An 18,745-nucleotide genomic window follows, 5' to 3' on the forward strand; every position below is an offset into this window, starting at 1 on the left:
GCATAATAAATCATCAAGATGTTAGGTTTGTACCATATACGCAGGGCAATAAGAGTAGGCTTTCCTTGTTTTACGTTACTAACGGCTGCTCATGTAGGATTGGCAAAACAGGAAAAAAATAAGCAAACGGCTGTTGTAGCGCCTACAATACAAAAAGTAGTACCTGATGTCGACAAAGCTAACATTGCTAATAAAAACAAGCTGCAAAGTGATCTAGAAGCTGAAAATGCACTCAATCGAGCACGTTTGGAAAAACAACTCTCCACCATCATTGCTCAAATTGAGCAGCTTCGCCTTGAAAAAGAACGTCAACGCCTAGACAAGGAGATAGAGGATGAAAATGTACGCAGGGAGCATGACAAAGAGATGCGTTTGCTCAACATGAAAAGGGAAAAACTGGCCATCAAACTAGAACTAGCAAAAGTTAAGTTAATGATGCAAATGGAACAGTATGACAGTCAATTGCTTAAAATTGGGAAAAAAATAGAATTAGAAAAAGGAGAAACACAACTACTACAAGAAGCTGCCCATCGATTACAAGCAGAAATGGAAACCTTACAGGCCCAAGCAGCGCGAGACAAGCATATTCAAAAAAAGCCTATTTACCTAAAAGACCCATTGATCAAGAAAAGCAATACCTTAGTCCTTTCGGATCGATGCATTGACTTAAATGGGGCGATTACACCTTGGAAGGCAAATTACATTGTAGATCAAATTCACTATTTTAATAATAAAAGTAATGAATACCCTATATTTTTGGTCATTGGTGATTCCCCAGGCGGGTATATAAGTGCAGGGTGGAATATTTTACAAGCAATAGAACATAGCAAAGCACCTGTTTACGTGGTTGTAAAAACATGCGCCGCTTCTATGGCAGCTATGATTACCACATTGGCCACTAAATCTTATGCTTATCCAAATGCTAAAATCCTACATCATCAGCCCTTTTCCTGCGTTTGGGGTAATCTCAGAGAAACCAAAGAGCATTATGAGCAGCTTAATGAAATCTGGAAACGTTTAGGAAGTAGGGTAGCTAAAAAAATGGGTATATCGCTTGCAGCATTTGATAAAAAGCTCTACGAGAAGTCTATGTATGGGGACTGGATGGAGTATGGTAACAAAGCTAAAAAGCTTAAATGGGTCGATTACGTAATTGATGGTATTCAAAATAGTGCGGTAAGCAGCCTACCAGAAGCAGTCAACTATACTTTCGAACAATTTATAAAGCACCATTATGGCTTTGATGCTGGAAAAGGAAAGGAACAATCTTCAGAAGAGGAATATTACCAAGCGCTAGCGCCTCACGATTTTGACTATAGGCACAGACCTGGTCGAAAAGATCAGATAGTGACTAAGTAACAAGTTGTTACAAGTCGATGTGGTTGCTCAATATCTAATTGACGCTAATTTTACGCACGCTGTCTCATCCAACCTCCTCAGAAAAAACGAACCTTGGAAGAATTGCCAATCATTCAATATTGAAAATCCCTCCCCCAGTAGTAAATTATCCAATACAGATACTAAATTTTTGAAACAATCCAACTAAAATACTTGAATTTATTCTTATAATTTTATTATGTTGCATCATATTTTATAATGCGTTTAAGTAACTCGTAATTTGTTTGACGATGTCATCCCATATACCTTTCCTCATGGCATTACCCTTTTTGCTATTGGTCCTGATAGTGGCTTATTACCTTAAGCAAAGTGCGGCTCCATCTGGAGAGCATAGTCTAAACCACAAACAATTTGCTTATGAAATCAAAGCCATTCAACACGCCATTAGGCGTACAAAACGTCGCATCAAACAATCGTTGCAAGCCACTTCTATACAAGAAAGATTGGCTAAACTACGGCCCAGTGATGCGATAATTGGATGTACAGGATGTTACGTTCTGCTTACCACAATATTGGACTATATAAGTGGAGGACTGACCATTTACTGGTATATATTCCAATTTTTTATAGGCATTTGGCTAATAGGTTATGGAATTGCAGCAAAAAAAAATGTCCCATCTTGGAAAATTGGTCGGTCTTGGCTCATATGCACCATTCTTTGCCTTCCTGTAAATATATTTTGGCACTGGTTTCATCTCCATGATCCTCAATTTGCCCTAACTTTATCTGTGGGGCATTTATCTGCCACTTTATTTGTTTTACCACTGTATATTAGCATAAAACTGGTTGTGACTACACTAGTAGTAATTTTGTATGCGATCTACAACATAGGTGTAGATCAGCTATTGGCTTCAAGTGATTCTTTACTCTCTCTACTAGGATTTGGCTTAATCGTTTTTGCCATTATTATTTACAATAAACGCAAAATAACTGCCTATACGCTGTACAATCGCTACTTAAAAAATCAAGTAAACCTAACAGAAAACAAAAACCATAAACCTATACAAACGCATGCCAACGCCCATTTGGACAATGCAAGTCAAAACCCATCAGACAGTGGGCCTTCTGTAGAAAAAACGATGCAGGGCGTTACTGACTTTATGTCATATTTAGATAATAAACCGCTTTACCAGCAAGACATTGAAAGTATTATCAACAACTTTATCACTTTTACTACTTTTTTAAAGCAGCGCGCCAGATCGATAGACCATATACCATTAGCACCAAATGAGATTACTATAGCTGAATTGATCTCCAAGCTAGAGACCACACTAGAAGGTAGGGCCTCATCAACTCCAAAACTGGTGGTAGAAATAAAAAACAATGCTATTCCTAAAAAAATCACATGTGATATCAATCATATGATCCAAGCATTGGTGCCTATTGTTTTACGTACCGCTAATCCAGCTATTTCAAAAGGTGATTCTGTAAACATTCAATTACATCCCACTCACTTAAAGTATACCCAAAAGCATAGTCCAAAAGTCCACCCAGAAATGCGCTTTCCAGCTATAGCACTGGTAATCAGCAACACTACTACCCCTGCCACGATACTACCACAAATTAAAAATGATTATGAGGATATTACAGAGGGTAGGGCGCTTAAATGGCATAGCAGTCAGACAAACTTAGAGCGGATACAAGCTGAAAAGCATATCATAGAACGAGCAGTTCGTGCCCACTATGGTTACCTACGCTTTCCTATTTCTCAAAAAAGGGCTATGTTAATGGTATTGCCTTGTGATGTAGTGCAAATTCGAGATGCAATGATCGCCCAAATACCCTCTTTACATGTTCCTATTACCCAAAAAGAAATTGATCAATCGATGGAAGTATTTGTGAGATCTTATAATCACCTTTTAGAAATATCCGAAGCACGTAAAGCTGTATTAGATGAAATATTGCTATTGACCAGAAGATGCTATGGTTTTAGACGTCACCCATCAGGGCAACTCTTGTACATTCGCGCAATAGGTATTGCACAATTGGTTGCAGAATGGATACGATTTTATCCAGAGCCCATTTACGTTGTTTTACTTTATGACTTAGTCCATTATGCAGATTTACCACTTGCTTATATTAAGGCCAATTATGATCTGAGTATCTACTCTTTTATAGAGAGCATTTTAGCAGTACATGACCGTCAAAGCATGGAGCCATGTGGGCTGTATATTGGAAATGCGCTTAAACAGGTAATCAACCGGGAGCAACTTTTTGTGCTTTGCATTAAACTAGCTGAACGGCTTTATGACCTACGGCATGCGAAAAGCTATACCCAGCTAGATGAGCTAAGGTATATGGCCCAAGAAACCCTTACGATAGATATTGAACTGGCCAAAAAATATTTAAATGCTAAAATTGTAGAAGCATTGGAAAATGCAGTGGAACAGGCACTACAAGTTTGTGAAAACAATAGCTGAATTAATCGCTGAATAGTTGACTACGTACAAGCGCCTCTATGCCCTCTTGCAGCCTAATAGATGGTACCCATCCCAGTGTTGCTTTAATTTTTGTGCAGTCAAGCGCATATCGTCTATCTTGGCCAGCTCTTTGGGCAGTGAACCCAATCAAGGAAGTATAAGATTTTCCACTTAGTGGCTTTACACGATCCAGTATTTGGCAAATCATCAATGCGATTTCAAGATTGGTCCGTTCTTCATTGGCACCAATATTATAAGATTGGCCACTTTGTCCTTTATGAAAAACACAATCAATAGCTCTAGAATGGTCTTCCACATGCAACCAGTCTCGAATACTACTTCCATCTCCATGTAATGCAATAGACTGTTCCTGTAATGCATTTTTTACCACCATAGGAATCAGCTTTTCTGGATATTGATAACGTCCATAATTATTGGTTGAGCGGGTAGTAACCGTATGGAGTCCATAAGTATGGGCATAACCCTTGACTAGACATTCTCCTGCGGCTTTGCTAGCACTGTAGGGATTAGTTGGTGCAAGGGGAGCGGTTTCTGTAAATGGTTTACTGCGCCCATCCAATGCACCATAGACCTCATCGGTAGAAACATACAAAAACCTATGGTGCGCATGGCGTGGCTGACCTGGTGCTTTAAACCAATGGTTATAAGCTGCATGCAACAACACACCCGTTCCTTCTACATTGGTCTTGATAAAAAGCAGGGGATCAACAATTGACCTATCTACGTGCGATTCAGCAGCCAAATGAATGACGCCATCAAAGTTAAATGTTTGAAACAATTCCCCGACCAATACAAAGTTGGCAACATCTCCTTCTACAAAATAATAATTGGGCCGCTCCTGAAGCGCAAAAGATAGACGAGCAGCATAGGTGAGCTTATCTAAGTTAACAATATAATAATCAGGATACTTCTTCAACAACAACTCAATACAGTGGGAGCCTATAAAACCAGCTCCACCCGTTACCAATAACTTTTGCATAACAGCAAGTTATTGAAAAAATGAATAACATCATTAGTATACCCATCTGCTTGTGGCCTAAAGGGCTATTCAAATACTGTGCAATCGTTCAACTTTTTTAAAAAATTTTGAATCAATATAGGTTTGGGTAAAGTTTCAATCTCTGCGCGATTAAATGATACCAAAGAAAATTGATTGAATAGATGGTTTGCTTCTTGCAAGAAAGCTGACGTAACCTCTATTTTATGAAATTTTACCAACAACTTCTGATGGGTCAACAAATGGCGCTCCTCTTTTTCAAAAGTAACAACAGGTAAGTGATGTTTTTGGGCCAGACAAAACAAAGGATCATTCATCTGATTTACAACCAAACGCTGCTCATTTTCTAATAAATAGAAATCATACATCCCTTTCCAAATATCACTTTTTATACGTTTTTTCATATATATAACATCCCCATATGTCAAAATGAAATAGTCAAAATAACGGATCCTTTTATGTAGCTTATTACTTTTAACAGGCAATACTTTCTGCCTATCAGTATAAAAAGCAATACAATAGTTTTTAAAAATACAGGTAGCACAACAAGGAGATGCTGGTGTACATTGGAGCGCACCAAAATCCATAATAGCTTGACTATAGGTATCAGGTTGCAAATGATCTACCAATAGAGTAGCAAATTGATGCATTTGTTTCCTTCCTTGCGATGTACCCACATCATAGGTTAGGCCAAAAATACGTGCCAATACACGGTAAACATTTCCATCTACCGCAGCAACTACTTCTTTAAAAGCAACCGCAGCAATGGCTGCAGCTGTATAAGGTCCAATGCCCTTAAGCATTCGTAATGCTTGATAACTAGTGGGAAAAAAGCCATTATGTTGCGCAACAATGGTTTGCGCACAATGGTGTAGGTTCCGTGCTCTACTATAGTACCCCAATCCCTGCCACAAACGTAGCACCTCCTGCTCTGTAGCACTGGCTAGAGCGGTTACGGAAGGATATTTAGCTATAAACCGCTCATAATAAGGCAACCCCTGAGCTACTCTTGTTTGTTGTAAAATAATTTCTGATAACCATATCTTATATGGATCCTTAGTAAAACGCCAGGGTAAAGAACGCTGATGTGAGGCATACCAAGCAAGCAACAATTTACGAAAGGTAACATGGGTAAGCGTACTAATGACCATAGGCAATAGAATAACTAACAGCGTAATACATATTTTATTATATTTGGAAAACCTATTGCTACATACCTCAGTAGATAGTAGGATAGGTATTATGTATAAATGGCTGAAAATACAAAAATTTAAGTATAGCAGCCATTTTTTCGCTATAGATAAACATCCAAGCATCAGAAGGGCAAAAGATACTATGAGCTTAAAATTAACCAACCCACTTATTTTTTTAGACTTAGAGACTACGGGTACCAACGTAGTACATGATCGCATCGTAGAAATTGCAATGATTAAGTTGATGCCAGATGGGAAGCGCTTAACCTTTTATAAAAGAGTCGATCCAGAACAAACCATTCCTATTGAAGCCAGTTTAATTCATGGTATTTATGCAGAGGATCTAAAAGGCAAACCAACTTTTAAACAAATCGGTAAAGAATTGATTGCTTTTCTAAAGGGCGCTGATCTAGCTGGTTTTAATCTACTTCGTTTTGATATACCCATATTAGCAGAAAGCTTTTTGCGTGCAGATTTAGACTTTAAAGTAGAAAATCGCAAGATTGTAGATGTGCAAAAACTGTTTCACCTAATGGAAAAAAGAACATTAAAAGCAGCCTATCTATTCTATTGTCAAAAGGAGCTAGAAGGGGCCCATAATGCCATGGTAGATATAGAAGCCACACTAGAGATATTGGTAGAGCAAGTAAAAAGATATGAAAATCAGTCTGTAGTAGATGCTTTAGGCAATACATTAGGGATTATAAAAAATGATGTAGCTACCTTACATGATTTAACCAATACCAATATGGTTGATTTTGCAGGCAGAATTGTTTACAACGAGCAACATATCCCTACCTTTAACTTTGGCAAACACAAAGGAAAAACAGTAGCCGAAGTGCTCAAACTAGAACCCTCTTACTATAATTGGATGATTCAAGGAGATTTTCCTTTGGATACCAAACGTAAACTAACACAAATTAAAATGGGGATCATGTAATATACTGCTTTGTATCTGTCCAACACTATGGCCATAGTGATAAAATGCCCCTGTAAAAAGTTTCGAAATAGAACCCACCCCTTGCAGATGATTGGGAAAAACAGCTTCCTTTGAAGCCCGCGCAGCGGTCGACTTCTGTTTTTCCATCTGTAAGGGATGGGTTCCGGAACTTTTTGCCGAGGGCTTGATTTTTTACCCACTTTTTTATCAAGAAAAAAGTGGAATACAATTCATTATTAACCAGTGACGTGAATAGATACGCTGCTTTTTTCAAGAAAAAAGCATATCATTTCCTTTTTAAAAACTTGCATTCCACTTGAAAAAATTTGCAGATGTTATACTACCGCTTCCCATTAAGCCTTTAACCTACCATATTCCCCTACTATACCAAAGTATGGTAGCTATAGGCAGCAGTGTACTCGTACCATTACGTAACGGTAAGCTATTGTTGGCTGTTGTTTTGAAATGCCATTGCACAGCCCCCACCTACCCCACCAAGGATGTATTAGGAGTAATCTACTCAACACCCCTATTTACACACAAACAATTGGCATTCCTAGAATGGATGGCGGATTATTACCTATCCACCCTAGGGGAAACCTTATCCATGGCATGGCCCAAATTCCTCAACCTCCCTAACCATGTAGTCTTTCAAGTCAATAGGCCTACTAACCAAAATGAAACATCAACCAACGAACAAGCCATTAGCCCTTTTTCGAAAGCTTCAACAACAAAATTGCCCTTAGAAATGGAATTTGGAGAGCGGGCTATTATCAATGCGCTACAATACCAACCCTTATCTTATAAATCCATTATTCAACTCATGGTGCCAAAAGAAGCCAATAAGGCGCTTATCTCCTTACTATCTAAAAACTGGATCCGGGCAACTGCCACAGTCGCCATCGATCCGACCGATGAGGACAATCCCTATTTTACCCTCTCTCCTACCCTCGATCTAAAGCGCCTTACCATCACTCAGCTAGCACCACGATCTGCCCAACAACAAGCCCTTCTAGCTTATTTATTATCCAACAAAGGTAAGTTCATCCAATATGCTTCTAAACAAGAGCTTGTAGCTTATTCCAAGTCTGCCTTTCACACGCTGTTAAAGAAAGGTATTTTAATAAAAGCCAATCTAAACCAGTTACCCGTATCAACTTTTACAGAACCCTTAGCACCATTAGCTACCTTAACCACATTTCAAAACAAAGCATTCATAGATATACAAACAGCGTTTGCTAAAAAAGCAGTTGTACTCCTACACGGTGCAATAGGCAGCGGCAAAACAGAGTTGTATATGCATTTGATTGCATCCACCTTGCGCCAGCAAAAACAAGTATTGCTTTTAGTGCCAGAAATAGGTTTGGTAACACATATAGTAGAACGCATCAGACCTTTCTTAGGAGACTGGTTGGTGGTGCACCATTCGAAACAATCACATAAAGAACGTTTAAAGACATGGTCACGTGTGTTACACCACCCCCCTTTATTGGTAATAGGCACACGCTCTGCCGTTTTACTACCTTTTAAGGCGCTACAACTCATTATTGTCGATGAAGAGCACGACCCTGCCTATAAACAACAGGATGCAATGCCTACCTATCATGCACGAGAGAGCAGCATTCTATTGGCCCAACAGCATCAAGCAAACGTTTTACTAGGTTCGGGCACACCTTCGGTAGAAAGCTATTATAATGCCCAATCTGGAAAGTATGGTCTAGTAACACTAGGCCATAGATTTGGCTCCGCAAGCCCTCCTAAATTATTTTTTATTGACTTAAATATAGAAAAAAAGCGTAAAGCGATGCGCGAGAATTTCTCGCTTACGCTGCTATCTAAGCTCCAAACTAATAATATAGAAGGTGGCCAAGCGATGATTTTTCAAAACAGAAGAGGGTATGCCCGCTATTTTTTATGTGCCGCTTGTGGATGGATTCCCCGCTGTCTTACTTGCGCAGTAAGCCTTACCTACCACCAAGAAGTGCATCAACTACGCTGTCATTATTGCGACTATGCTACGCCTCCTTTTGGGTCATGTAACCATTGTGGATCACACCAACTACATAGCATAGGGTTTGGTACAGAAAAACTAGAAGAGAGCTTACAACTTATTTTTCCGGAACAAAAGATTGGTCGTATGGATTTAGATAGCACAAAAGGGAAAAGCAGCTACCAATCCATTTTAAAAGCAGTCACCTCAGGGTCAATAGATATTTTAGTAGGCACGCAGATGATGGCGAAAGGGTTGGATTTGGCCAATATACGCCTAATAGGCATACTAGACATAGATGGGCTGCTTTACTTTCCTGATTTTCGATCCAACGAAAAATGTTTTCAACTGATTACACAGTTAGCAGGAAGAGCAGGTAGACGCAACCAACAAGGCAGTGTGTTTATTCAAACCAGTCAGACCCATCATCCTTTGTTTGCATACCTAGCCAATGGTGACTACGAAGGAATGTATAAATCTGAATTAGCAGAAAGAAAGCGATTTCTATACCCCCCCTATATTAGGCTGATTAAACTAAGCCTAAGTTGTACCAACGCCTCCACGCTGCAATCAGGAGCCATTGCACTAAAAACCATATTAGAACAACAGTTTGGGAGCATGGTACTAGGCCCTCAAAAACCATTGGTTGATAAGGTTAGAAATCATTTTTTACTAGATCTATTTTTAAAAATAACCAGTAAAAATGCAAATAGTTTACAAAACACCAAAGCAGCCTTAAAGAGCGCTTGTAAACATACACTGGGTAAAGGACCACATAGAAATATAAAAATAGTATTAGATATTGATCCGATTTAATAAATCGCTTGCAAAATTTTAGAAATTTTAATAAAATAATTATTTTTAAATGGATATTAAGCTGTACGCGGTGGTATGCAAAATTTTACACAATACCTGCAAAGTGTTCATACTCAATAAAAAATATAAATATAATCATCAACCAACTATCCCCTAAAGGGATCTCTTAACTTCTTAATTAATATGCTTATAGGAATTATTTTAGCTACTTTAATTACCTCCTGCAGTACGCCTTATTTCTCCTACCCTAATAATAAGAGACTCTATTCCGATGTTGTCTCTAGCAAAGTTAACCGAAACGACACTCCACCAGCTCTAACTACTATCAAGGACGAACAGTGGCTAGATAGAGTCACCAATACCTACCTGCAAAATAATTACCAAAACTGCCTGAAACCAACGAGCAGACTAACACGATGGCGTCCAAGAAATATCAAGGATAGCGATACAATAAGAAAATTTAAAGACAAAGGTGAAATGCCCTACAAAGACTTACAAGATGATACGTTATGGCACCTCCAAGCAACCCATGATATGGAGGGTGTAATTGATTTTCTAAAATATGTAGTAAAAACAGGAGATCAGGATAAGTATTTCACCAACTTAAAAAACGGCCGAGGCATACAGGCTAATGCTAGCCTAGTATTGGTATTGAAAAATACCGACAAACAAGAAGGATTATCCCCTCAAGAAAAGTTATACCTTCCAAGAGAGCTACACCCTAATGGAAGGCTGAAAATCATAATGAACACCAATACCAATAATCCTAACAAAATCACCATCTACCATATGATGTTTCATGAAAATACAAAAAGGCCTAAACAAAGGTTTAATGGACAACATCCCAAGAGCAACAAAAACAAAAACAAAAATAAGGAAATGACTCTTATTAAGGACAAAGATAACGGTTATCGTATTTTAGAAAAAAAACGTTTAGAAAAGAAAGAAAATGATTACGTTATTGAGTATATACCTCCAAAAGACTCCCCATATAAATCAAAAAGACTTTATATTCACCCGATATGCCGATCTAAAAATTCGTATCTATTCACGCCTGTGGCTGGGCCCCTTATCTCCTTCGATAAAAAGCCTGGCCCGATAGTAAATAGATGAATCGATATGTTTTTCAGTGGGAAAATCGTAAACTCAGCCCGCAAGCGGGCTTCAAACAGACGATTTTCTAATCCGCTAAAAAAGATATCGCTCAGCTGTTAGTGTTTTACTAGAGCGCCATTTTTTATCGAAGGAGACGCGGGACGGGTACTTGGTCAGCTATTTTCTTTTTCAGAAAAACGTAATCACAGTGATGAATGGATATTCACGAAAAGCTAGAAAAAACGTATTTTCTGCCACAGTGGTGAATAAATACTAAATAAAAACAACTAGACCTTATGGGTATAGGCCCTCTGAATGGATACCGATACTTCCTTATTAACCGAGTAAATCATAACCAACCCTTAGCGTAAGTTGCTTGGGTCTATAGGCTTTATTGCCATCCATTAGATCAGCACTTATAGAACTTCTATCTATAGATAACCGCGCAAACTCCCAACAGATATCCATTACAATATTTCCCAGATCTATACCCAAACCTAATATATAACCATTGATTTTTTCTTTATAGCTTGCTATAAGTTTGTTCCCTGTAAAACTTGAATCATCTAGTCCACTCAAGGGTACGCGAAAGATAAGACCAACATGAGGACGAAACAGACTAAAAAGCGGAACGCCAAGCGTCAAAGGTAGGGTAATGTATTGAAAATGGTCACGGTTTAGTTTATGAGGCAATTTACGCCAATCTAATACAAAGAAGGCATCTAACTTAGCATATACAAGCCAAACATCCAGCTTGGCAAAGCCTCCGATTTGCAGTGCCAAATTGTTAATAGAAGTTTTTTGGAGTTGCTGTTTTGAGTTAAAACTAGTATGGAACCCTGCTATCCCCAAAGATGGACCTGTGGCTAGCCCAATGGCATGTGATGCATCTAGAACCAGGAAATAGCCTAAAAATGGCAGCATGCATTTTTTTATATTGATTACTTTCATATACATAATCTTTTATATGTAGCAAAAATTACCACCTGATTTTATCTTGCAAGTTGATTTTTAGCAACACTATTTGTTGCATGAGATGGAGCGTGCTGATCCTCTTTAGGTGCATCATCCGTAGTATTTGAAGGGGCTATGGGGTTTAATGCTTGGTCTTGCTGTGCTTTAGCCAAATTGGGACTCCTATGCGATTGTGGTGCATCTTTAAGAAAGAGAGCGGACAAAAGGGTTAAAAAAAGCAATAAACCTACCAGTACCCAGGTGGCTTTTTCTAAAAAATCTGCTTTTTGATTAATACCAATACGCTGCACAGAAGCGGCGCCTCCACCTGAAGGAGCGATCCGTTCCTTGGGCTCTTGTAGTAAAATAGCGCCAATCAATAAAATGGCTACGATAATAATAAGTATAGTAAGCAGGTTGAATATAGACATAACTAAAGATCACTATTTAAGCTAGAGATGATGCCCTCAATATACGATTTTTTTTCAGGATGCTTGGACATTAAGTGGTTATAAATTTCAATGGCACGTTTATATTTTTTTTGTTGAACCATTAACTTAGCTAATGTTTCCGTTGCAAAACGATTGTCTAAAGTAGTGGCCTGTTCAGAAAGATCTACAGATGATTCCTCAGTTAAGGGCATGGCTGCCATGCAGGGATCAAACTGTAAATTTTTATTTAAAATGGTGTCTATAATAGAAAACTGCTTGATGCTGTTTTCATTAGTACTCTTTTTAAGAGACTTTTTAGTAATATTTTCTAAATAATTATTAACGGTAGTAGATGTATTTTGCGTAGATTGAATGTTGGCGTTTCTAGCAATGGGTGGTAGGGAAAGCTTGTTTTCCAACCATGCGCGCAAATGTTTGCGGTCAATGGCATAAGTAGCAGCCCGTTGAACGGTATATTTTTCCACATCTTTTTCCTGTATATAGGTTGCTTTAGCAAGCAGTGCATGGGCTAAGTAGAAATAGGGATATCTTTGTATAAGTGCTTCTAAATCGGGCACATCTGCTGGTGAGAGCGTTGCAGGCTGCTCCAATAGCTTTAATAGTTTCTGAACTTGCATGGTAAAAATAATTTGAATCTTACCAATTATCTATAGATTTGTTATACACATCATCTACTAGTTGACGAAAAATTTCTTTAATCAACTCAGGTTCTTTGTCTAATTGATTTTCAGTAGACAACATATCCGCGCTAGCCGAAAATAATTTTTTCTTAAAGGAAGCTTCCTCATCAGCAGGATTCGAATAAGAAACTTCTATGGTGATGGTTAAACGTTGTACTTCTTTAGGATTGTCGTCTTCATCTTTTGTACTGAAGGTTGTACGGTAGGAAAAGGACTTAATGACACCTTCATACTGGATGTCACCATCTTTTTCTGCTTGGGCTAAAGAGCTGGTTGAGCGCATTATTCTTGTTGCAAGCTCGTCCATAAGCTTGTTCTGCATATCTGGCGGCCCATCTGAAACTTCTGTATAGAACTGAATAGAAAAGTCCTTCATATCGGGAGAGACTGAAACACCTGAGAAGGTAAAAATACCACAACCATGCAGCCATAGTACCAAAAAAAGAAAGTATCGATTAGCAGACCTCTTTCGAAACGTGTTTGCTGCTGGCAGCTTTGGGATGTGTCTATACTCCTCCTCACATACAGTTGTGTATGTTGCGGTGCATGACCTTGATGCTCCTAAAAATTGCATGCCACCAATAGGTTTTGGAAGAGGTCTATTGCTTGAAACCGGACTCTTCAATCTCATATTGTTTAATTTTTCGATAAAGCGTTCTTTCAGAGATCCCTAAATCATCAGCTGCACTTTTACGATTTCCATGGTTTTTTTGTAAAGACCTACGAATCAATGCTTGTTCTTGGGCTTCCATAGAAAGGTTTTCGGCTGTATAGGGCGTGTTGATGCAATTTAAATCATCTTCTTTAAAGGATTGTGCTGTGTCCAAAAAATGGATCTTTTTGGATGTATTTACTTGATCACTGTAGGCTCCAAGGCGTGTATGCTCTTTTATAATGGGGCTTTTCATGGAACCAGACTCCATAAAATTAAGCATTAATGCTTTTAATTCTGTAACCTCTCTTTTCAAGTCAAAGAGGATAGGGTAAATGTATTCTTTCTCAATCAGCTCATTATCTTGCCATTTCTTATAAAGTACTGGTAACGTATGGCTTTGCACTTTCGGTAAATATTTTTCTATTACTTTTGGAGTAGCCATCGCTACCCCTTCGAGTAATGACATTTGCTCCACAATATTTTTCAGTTGACGGATATTACCTGGAAATGAATAGCCACACAAAATATCTTTTGCATCTGAGCTGATTTCTAACGGTTTAACACGGTATTTAGTGGCAAAATCACTAGAAAACTTATGAAATAATTGTATAATATCTGCACCCCGTTCGCGCAGAGGGGGTATATGAATCGGAACAGTATTGAGTCTATAATACAAATCTTCTCGAAATTTTCCTTGTTGAATGGCATAGAGCAGGTCTACATGGGTAGCTGCTACTACACGTACGCTAGTTTTTTGTACGTTAGAGGAACCTACCCTTACATATTCTCCATATTCTAACACACGCAAAAGTCTGGTTTGTGTGCCCAAAGGCATTTCACCTATTTCATCTAAAAAAATGGTACCACCATTGGCTTCTTCAAAATAGCCTTTTCGGCTTTCTAGGGCACCTGTAAAGGCTCCTTTTTCATGGCCAAAAAGTTCGGAGTCTATGGTACCTTCTGGAATGGCCCCGCAATTTATAGCTATAAAGCTACCATGGCGGTAGGGACTCAGTGTATGAATAATTTTTGAAAAAGATTCCTTTCCAGTTCCACTCTCACCCATAATTAAAACCGATAAATCGGTAGACGCTACCTGCATAGCTATTTCAATAGCCCTATTCAATAATGGGGAATTTCCAATAATATTAAACCGCTGTTTGATATATTGAAGATCTTCTTTCATAGCTTCATATGCTTAAGGTATTGCCAAATAGCGTAGCTGCATTGCAACTTGTAATGTGCACATCTACATAATCTCCTATTTTATGGCCCTCTTTTGGGAATACAACGATCTTATTTTGACTGGTTCTACCTTGAAAAAATGCTTCTGATTTTTTAGAATATTTTTCAATAAGCACCTGATAGACCTGATTGATACTTTTTTGATTGTGCATCAAGGCATGTTCACGTTGCTTGGCTATAATTTCACTAAGCCTACGCTTTTTTACTGCTTCTGGCACATCATCTGGATATTTTCTAGCAGCCAAGGTACCTGGCCGCTCAGAGTAATAAAACATAAAAGAAAAATCATATTGTACATAATCCATTAGAGAGAGCGTATCGGCATGTTCTGCTTCTGTTTCGGAGCAAAACCCTGCAATCATGTCAGAAGAAATGGCACAAGATGGCCCTAGAATATTTCTAATAGCATGAATTCTTTCCACATACCACGCTCGATCATAGGTGCGGTTCATAAGCTTTAAAATACGGCTATTGCCACTTTGAACAGGGAGGTGGATATGCTTACAGATGTTATCATAGGCTTTCATCGTATACAACACCTCATCAGTCATATCTTTAGGGTGAGAAGTGGAAAAACGGACCCTTAACGTCGGATCAATCTCAGCTACCATGGCCAGTAATTGGGCAAAGTGAATCACGTTCTTGCTGGATAGATGATCTGGTGATGTAGCCGTCGCTGCTTCAGATGGATGCCAGCGATATGAATCTACATTTTGCCCTAAAAGGGTAACTTCTTTATATCCTGCTTCAAATAATTGTTTGGCCTCTTGAACAATGGAATAGGGATCTCTGCTTCGTTCGCGTCCTCTGGTAAAAGGAACAATACAAAAGGAACACATATTATTACACCCCCTCATAATAGAGATAAAAGCGGTTACACCACTTGAATGCAAGCGAATGGGGGCAATATCAGCATAGGTTTCTTCTTTGGATAAAAAGGTATTGACCGCTTTATATCCTTGATCTACCTGACTAATTAATCTTGGAAGGTCTCTATACGCATCCGGACCTGCTACCAAATCAACAACCTTTTCCTCCTCTAGCAATTGTGTTTTAAGTCGTTCTGCCATACAACCCAATATGCCTACAATAAGATCGGGCTGTTTTAGCTTTTGTTGGTTAAAAACCAATAACCTATTCCGAATGGTCTGTTCAGCTTTATCTCGAATGGCACATGTGTTGATGAGAATGAGGTCTGCCTCATGATAGTGGTCTGTAAAAATAAAACCTTGCCCCGCCATAATAGAAGCTACGATTTCACTGTCAGAGAAATTCATTTGACAACCATAGCTTTCTATATATAGTTTGCGCATAGGGCCATGCGTACTAGGCTGTTTGGGTAGACTTTTTGTTCCACCACGATCGGTAGAGATAAATATTTTTTGTTCCATATGGATATCATCGTATTACTACATAGTCTATACAAGGCCTTCAAGCAGCATAGACGGCAGTTAGATAAAAACTCTATAAAGGTACAAAATAGGTGGGATTGCCCCATACGCTAATTAAAAAATCTTAACCTTATTTAGGGTAAAGGCTCGAAGCTGTTCAATAATATTTTCATCAACTAGCGTTGATGTGTCACCCAAATGGATTTCTTGTCGAACTATTTTTTTGAGTAGTCGACGCATTATTTTTCCAGAACCTACTTTAGGTAGAGCGGGTAGTGGATATATTAGGTCTGGAACGGCAAAGGCACCTAGCCTGTTTCGAATAAGTGATTTGATCTCGGTTTCAATGATCTGGTTATAAACCGATTGATGCTTTAATACAATAAAACAATGGATCGACTCACCTTTTATCGCATGTGGTGCAGAGACAGCAGCTGCTTCAGCCACTGATGGGTGTTGCATCAATGCAGACTCAATTTCAGCAGTTGATATCAAGTGGCCTGAGCTATTCAACATGTCATCTGTTCTACCTATGATCCAAAAATAACCATCTGCATCACGTTTTGCAGCGTCGCCTGTATAGTAGTAGCCATTATATGGTTTAAAATAGGTCGACTCAAAGCGCTGATGATCTCCATCAATGGTCCGTGCTATCCCTGGCCAAGGATTTTTGATAACGAGATGGCCTTGCCCTTCACCTATAATTTCAACACCATCATCATCAACGATGGTGGGGACAATGCCCCAAAAGGGGAGTGTAGCAGATCCGGGTTTCAATGGTGTAGCTCCAGGAAGTGGGCAAATAATGGGTGCACCTGTTTCTGTTTGCCAAAAAGTATCAATGATCGGACAGCGCTTTGCTCCAACTACCTGATAAAACCAGCTCCAGGTTGAGGGATCAATAGGCTCACCCACCGAGCCGAGTATACGCAGCGAGGCCCTACTATGCTTTGTAACATAGGAAGATCCTAATCGCATAAGGGTTCGAATCGCGGTGGGTGCTGTATAAAATGTCGTTACTTGATACCTATCAATCAAATCCCAGAAACGGCCCCCATCTGGATAAGTTGGAATGCCATCAAATATCAATGAGCTGCTTTTACAGGCAAGTGCGCCATATACATTGAAGGTATGGCCTGTAATCCAACCCAAATCCCCAGAGCAAAAAAATATATCTTCTAGGTGGTAGTCAAATGCATATTTAAATAGCGTTGCTGCATAGATAAGATAGCCTCCACTTGTATGTAGTATCCCTTTTGGTTTGCCAGTAGAACCGCTTGTATACAATATAAACAGTGGATCTTCTGCATCAACCCACTCAGGTTCACATAGATCTGATGCAGATGCCATCAATGCATCCCAGGAGTGATCTATGGCATCATCCCAAGGAATATCAGGTATATGTTCTGTTTGTTTCGTGGTTTGCAGTCGATTGAAAACAATACAGTGGTTAATCGGATGGCCAGTTGCTTTACACTGTAGCAATGCCTGGGTGGCAATTGATTTAAGTGGGACAAATTTTGTGCCGCGGAACGTTCCATCAGCGGTTACCAACAGTTTTGCTTTGCCATCTATCATGCGTTCTGTTAGTGCATCTGCTGAAAATCCTGCAAAAACCACCATATGAATGGCACCAATACGTGCACAGCTCAGCATCACTACTATAGCCTCTATAGTGGTTGGCATGTAGATGGCTACCCGATCGCCTTTTTGTATGCCCAGAGATTTTAAAACATTTGCACATTTACAGATATCTTTAAGCAAAGCCTGGTAGGTAATTTGTTTTTGTTCATTTGGCTCATTACCCTCCCAGTAGTAAGCAATTTTATCCCCATATCCATCTTGAACATGCCGATCCACTAGGTTGTAACAAATATTGGTCAGGCCACCCTCCATCCATTTTATGAAGATAGGCCCCTTTTGTAGGTCAAAATTATAGTTGAGAAATGGGCCAGTTGGTTGCCGCTTCCAAAAAAACTGTTTGGATATTTTTTCCCAAAACTGAACTGGGTCCTCGATAGCGCCACTATATATTTTTAGATATTCATCTAATGATGCAACATATGCCCTATTTTGAATAGCATGGGAAGGGGAATATACGCTGCTTAAATCGGGGCTTTTCATCTTGTAAAATTCTTATATCCATGTTTTACGAGAAGCAATGCTTACCTACAGATCTGATCCGTTATCTATAATCAATTGCATTCAGGTTTAAAAACAATAAGGCTACGTCTACAAACATACTAAATTATATGTAATGGTGTAGGTTGTATAAAGGCTTATGTGTTGTGTTGACTATATTCATTATTAAAATATAGAGTTATTCCGAAATATCGGAAGCAACCTACAACGTACGACCCACGTTTTTTAACAACTGGACTTACCATAGCCGTGAAGGAAGGAATTTATCTTATTTTTTACCTGATTATAAGCATCTACTCACGCCTGTGGCTGGCCGCCTTATCTCCTTACCTTGTTTTTTAGCTAATTTAATTGCT

Annotated in this window: 15 protein-coding genes; 5 read left to right on the forward strand and 10 right to left on the reverse strand. The window is 38.9% G+C overall.

All coding sequences use genetic code 11. The features are described from left to right. Positions 1–18 precede the first annotated feature (18 nt). Together AAHM81_RS00320 and AAHM81_RS00325 are read left to right on the forward strand one after the other, a co-directional pair. Positions 19–1,359: an ATP-dependent Clp protease proteolytic subunit gene (locus AAHM81_RS00320; protein ID WP_342265388.1), complete on the forward strand. Its 1,341-nt coding sequence runs from the start codon at positions 19–21 to the stop codon at positions 1,357–1,359. A gap of 293 nt (positions 1,360–1,652) precedes the next feature. Next, complete coding sequence (locus AAHM81_RS00325) at positions 1,653–3,818, forward strand: hypothetical protein (protein WP_342265389.1); 2,166 nt, start codon at positions 1,653–1,655, stop codon at positions 3,816–3,818. A gap of 1 nt (position 3,819) precedes the next feature. On the opposite strand, the gene rfbB is transcribed toward AAHM81_RS00325, so the two are convergent. Next, entirely contained in the window at positions 3,820–4,818 is a 999-nt protein-coding gene (gene rfbB / locus AAHM81_RS00330; protein ID WP_342265390.1) for a dTDP-glucose 4,6-dehydratase, read from the reverse strand. 65 nt (positions 4,819–4,883) lie between these two features. Continuing rightward, entirely contained in the window at positions 4,884–5,987 is a 1,104-nt protein-coding gene (gene mutY / locus AAHM81_RS00335; protein ID WP_342265391.1) for an A/G-specific adenine glycosylase, read from the reverse strand. A 184-nt stretch (positions 5,988–6,171) separates the two neighbouring features. Between mutY and AAHM81_RS00340 the strand changes: the two genes are divergently transcribed. Then, complete coding sequence (locus AAHM81_RS00340) at positions 6,172–6,969, forward strand: exonuclease domain-containing protein (RefSeq protein WP_342265392.1); 798 nt, start codon at positions 6,172–6,174, stop codon at positions 6,967–6,969. Here the strand turns inward: AAHM81_RS00340 and AAHM81_RS00345 are convergent. After that, entirely contained in the window at positions 6,940–7,116 is a 177-nt protein-coding gene (locus AAHM81_RS00345) for a hypothetical protein (RefSeq protein WP_342265393.1), read from the reverse strand. The genes AAHM81_RS00340 and AAHM81_RS00345 overlap by 30 nt on opposite strands. A gap of 169 nt (positions 7,117–7,285) precedes the next feature. Between AAHM81_RS00345 and priA the strand changes: the two genes are divergently transcribed. Beyond that, positions 7,286–9,775 (forward strand): replication restart helicase PriA, encoded by a 2,490-nt coding sequence (gene priA, locus AAHM81_RS00350; RefSeq protein WP_342265394.1) that lies wholly within the window; start codon positions 7,286–7,288, stop codon positions 9,773–9,775. 183 nt (positions 9,776–9,958) lie between these two features. After that, positions 9,959–10,888: a hypothetical protein gene (locus AAHM81_RS00355; protein WP_342265395.1), complete on the forward strand. Its 930-nt coding sequence runs from the start codon at positions 9,959–9,961 to the stop codon at positions 10,886–10,888. A gap of 318 nt (positions 10,889–11,206) precedes the next feature. Here the strand turns inward: AAHM81_RS00355 and AAHM81_RS00360 are convergent, their stop codons facing one another. From AAHM81_RS00360 to acs, 7 genes are all read right to left on the reverse strand, one after another. After that, on the reverse strand, positions 11,207–11,821 hold the full coding sequence (locus AAHM81_RS00360) for a hypothetical protein (RefSeq protein ID WP_342265396.1): 615 nt from the start codon (positions 11,819–11,821) through the stop codon (positions 11,207–11,209). Positions 11,822–11,862: 41 nt separating this feature from the next. Next, positions 11,863–12,255, reverse strand: coding sequence for a preprotein translocase subunit SecG (gene secG, locus AAHM81_RS00365; protein WP_342265397.1), 393 nt, complete (start codon positions 12,253–12,255; stop codon positions 11,863–11,865). Positions 12,256–12,257: 2 nt separating this feature from the next. After that, the gene (locus tag AAHM81_RS00370; RefSeq protein WP_342265398.1) at positions 12,258–12,893 is read right to left on the reverse strand and encodes a hypothetical protein; all 636 of its coding nucleotides are present in this window, start codon (positions 12,891–12,893) and stop codon (positions 12,258–12,260) included. Between the two features lie 19 nt (positions 12,894–12,912). Next, on the reverse strand, positions 12,913–13,587 hold the full coding sequence (lptE, locus tag AAHM81_RS00375) for an LPS assembly lipoprotein LptE (RefSeq protein ID WP_342265399.1): 675 nt from the start codon (positions 13,585–13,587) through the stop codon (positions 12,913–12,915). After that, the gene (locus AAHM81_RS00380) at positions 13,556–14,797 is read right to left on the reverse strand and encodes a sigma-54 dependent transcriptional regulator (protein ID WP_342265400.1); all 1,242 of its coding nucleotides are present in this window, start codon (positions 14,795–14,797) and stop codon (positions 13,556–13,558) included. Before AAHM81_RS00380 ends, lptE begins: the two co-directional genes overlap by 32 nt. A gap of 4 nt (positions 14,798–14,801) precedes the next feature. Beyond that, positions 14,802–16,247, reverse strand: coding sequence for a tRNA (N6-isopentenyl adenosine(37)-C2)-methylthiotransferase MiaB (gene miaB, locus AAHM81_RS00385; protein ID WP_425286263.1), 1,446 nt, complete (start codon positions 16,245–16,247; stop codon positions 14,802–14,804). A gap of 114 nt (positions 16,248–16,361) precedes the next feature. Further along, entirely contained in the window at positions 16,362–18,371 is a 2,010-nt protein-coding gene (gene acs, locus AAHM81_RS00390) for an acetate--CoA ligase (protein ID WP_342265401.1), read from the reverse strand. Positions 18,372–18,745 lie beyond the last annotated feature (374 nt).

The organism is Cardinium endosymbiont of Philonthus spinipes (assembly GCF_964030745.1).
Classification (GTDB): Bacteria; Bacteroidota; Bacteroidia; order Cytophagales; family Amoebophilaceae; genus Cardinium.

Coding starts and splice junctions, on each gene's coding strand:
- miaB (WP_425286263.1), bottom strand. CDS start 16,247: ATGGAACAAAAAATATTTATCTCTACCGATCGTGGTGGAACAAAAAGT.
- lptE (WP_342265399.1), bottom strand. CDS start 13,587: ATGAGATTGAAGAGTCCGGTTTCAAGCAATAGACCTCTTCCAAAACCT.
- AAHM81_RS00355 (WP_342265395.1), top strand. CDS start 9,959: ATGCTTATAGGAATTATTTTAGCTACTTTAATTACCTCCTGCAGTACG.
- rfbB (WP_342265390.1), bottom strand. CDS start 4,818: ATGCAAAAGTTATTGGTAACGGGTGGAGCTGGTTTTATAGGCTCCCAC.
- AAHM81_RS00380 (WP_342265400.1), bottom strand. CDS start 14,797: ATGAAAGAAGATCTTCAATATATCAAACAGCGGTTTAATATTATTGGA.
- AAHM81_RS00345 (WP_342265393.1), bottom strand. CDS start 7,116: ATGGAAAAACAGAAGTCGACCGCTGCGCGGGCTTCAAAGGAAGCTGTT.
- AAHM81_RS00320 (WP_342265388.1), top strand. CDS start 19: ATGTTAGGTTTGTACCATATACGCAGGGCAATAAGAGTAGGCTTTCCT.
- AAHM81_RS00370 (WP_342265398.1), bottom strand. CDS start 12,893: ATGCAAGTTCAGAAACTATTAAAGCTATTGGAGCAGCCTGCAACGCTC.
- mutY (WP_342265391.1), bottom strand. CDS start 5,987: ATGGTCATTAGTACGCTTACCCATGTTACCTTTCGTAAATTGTTGCTT.
- AAHM81_RS00340 (WP_342265392.1), top strand. CDS start 6,172: ATGAGCTTAAAATTAACCAACCCACTTATTTTTTTAGACTTAGAGACT.
- acs (WP_342265401.1), bottom strand. CDS start 18,371: ATGAAAAGCCCCGATTTAAGCAGCGTATATTCCCCTTCCCATGCTATT.
- secG (WP_342265397.1), bottom strand. CDS start 12,255: ATGTCTATATTCAACCTGCTTACTATACTTATTATTATCGTAGCCATT.
- AAHM81_RS00325 (WP_342265389.1), top strand. CDS start 1,653: ATGGCATTACCCTTTTTGCTATTGGTCCTGATAGTGGCTTATTACCTT.
- AAHM81_RS00360 (WP_342265396.1), bottom strand. CDS start 11,821: ATGAAAGTAATCAATATAAAAAAATGCATGCTGCCATTTTTAGGCTAT.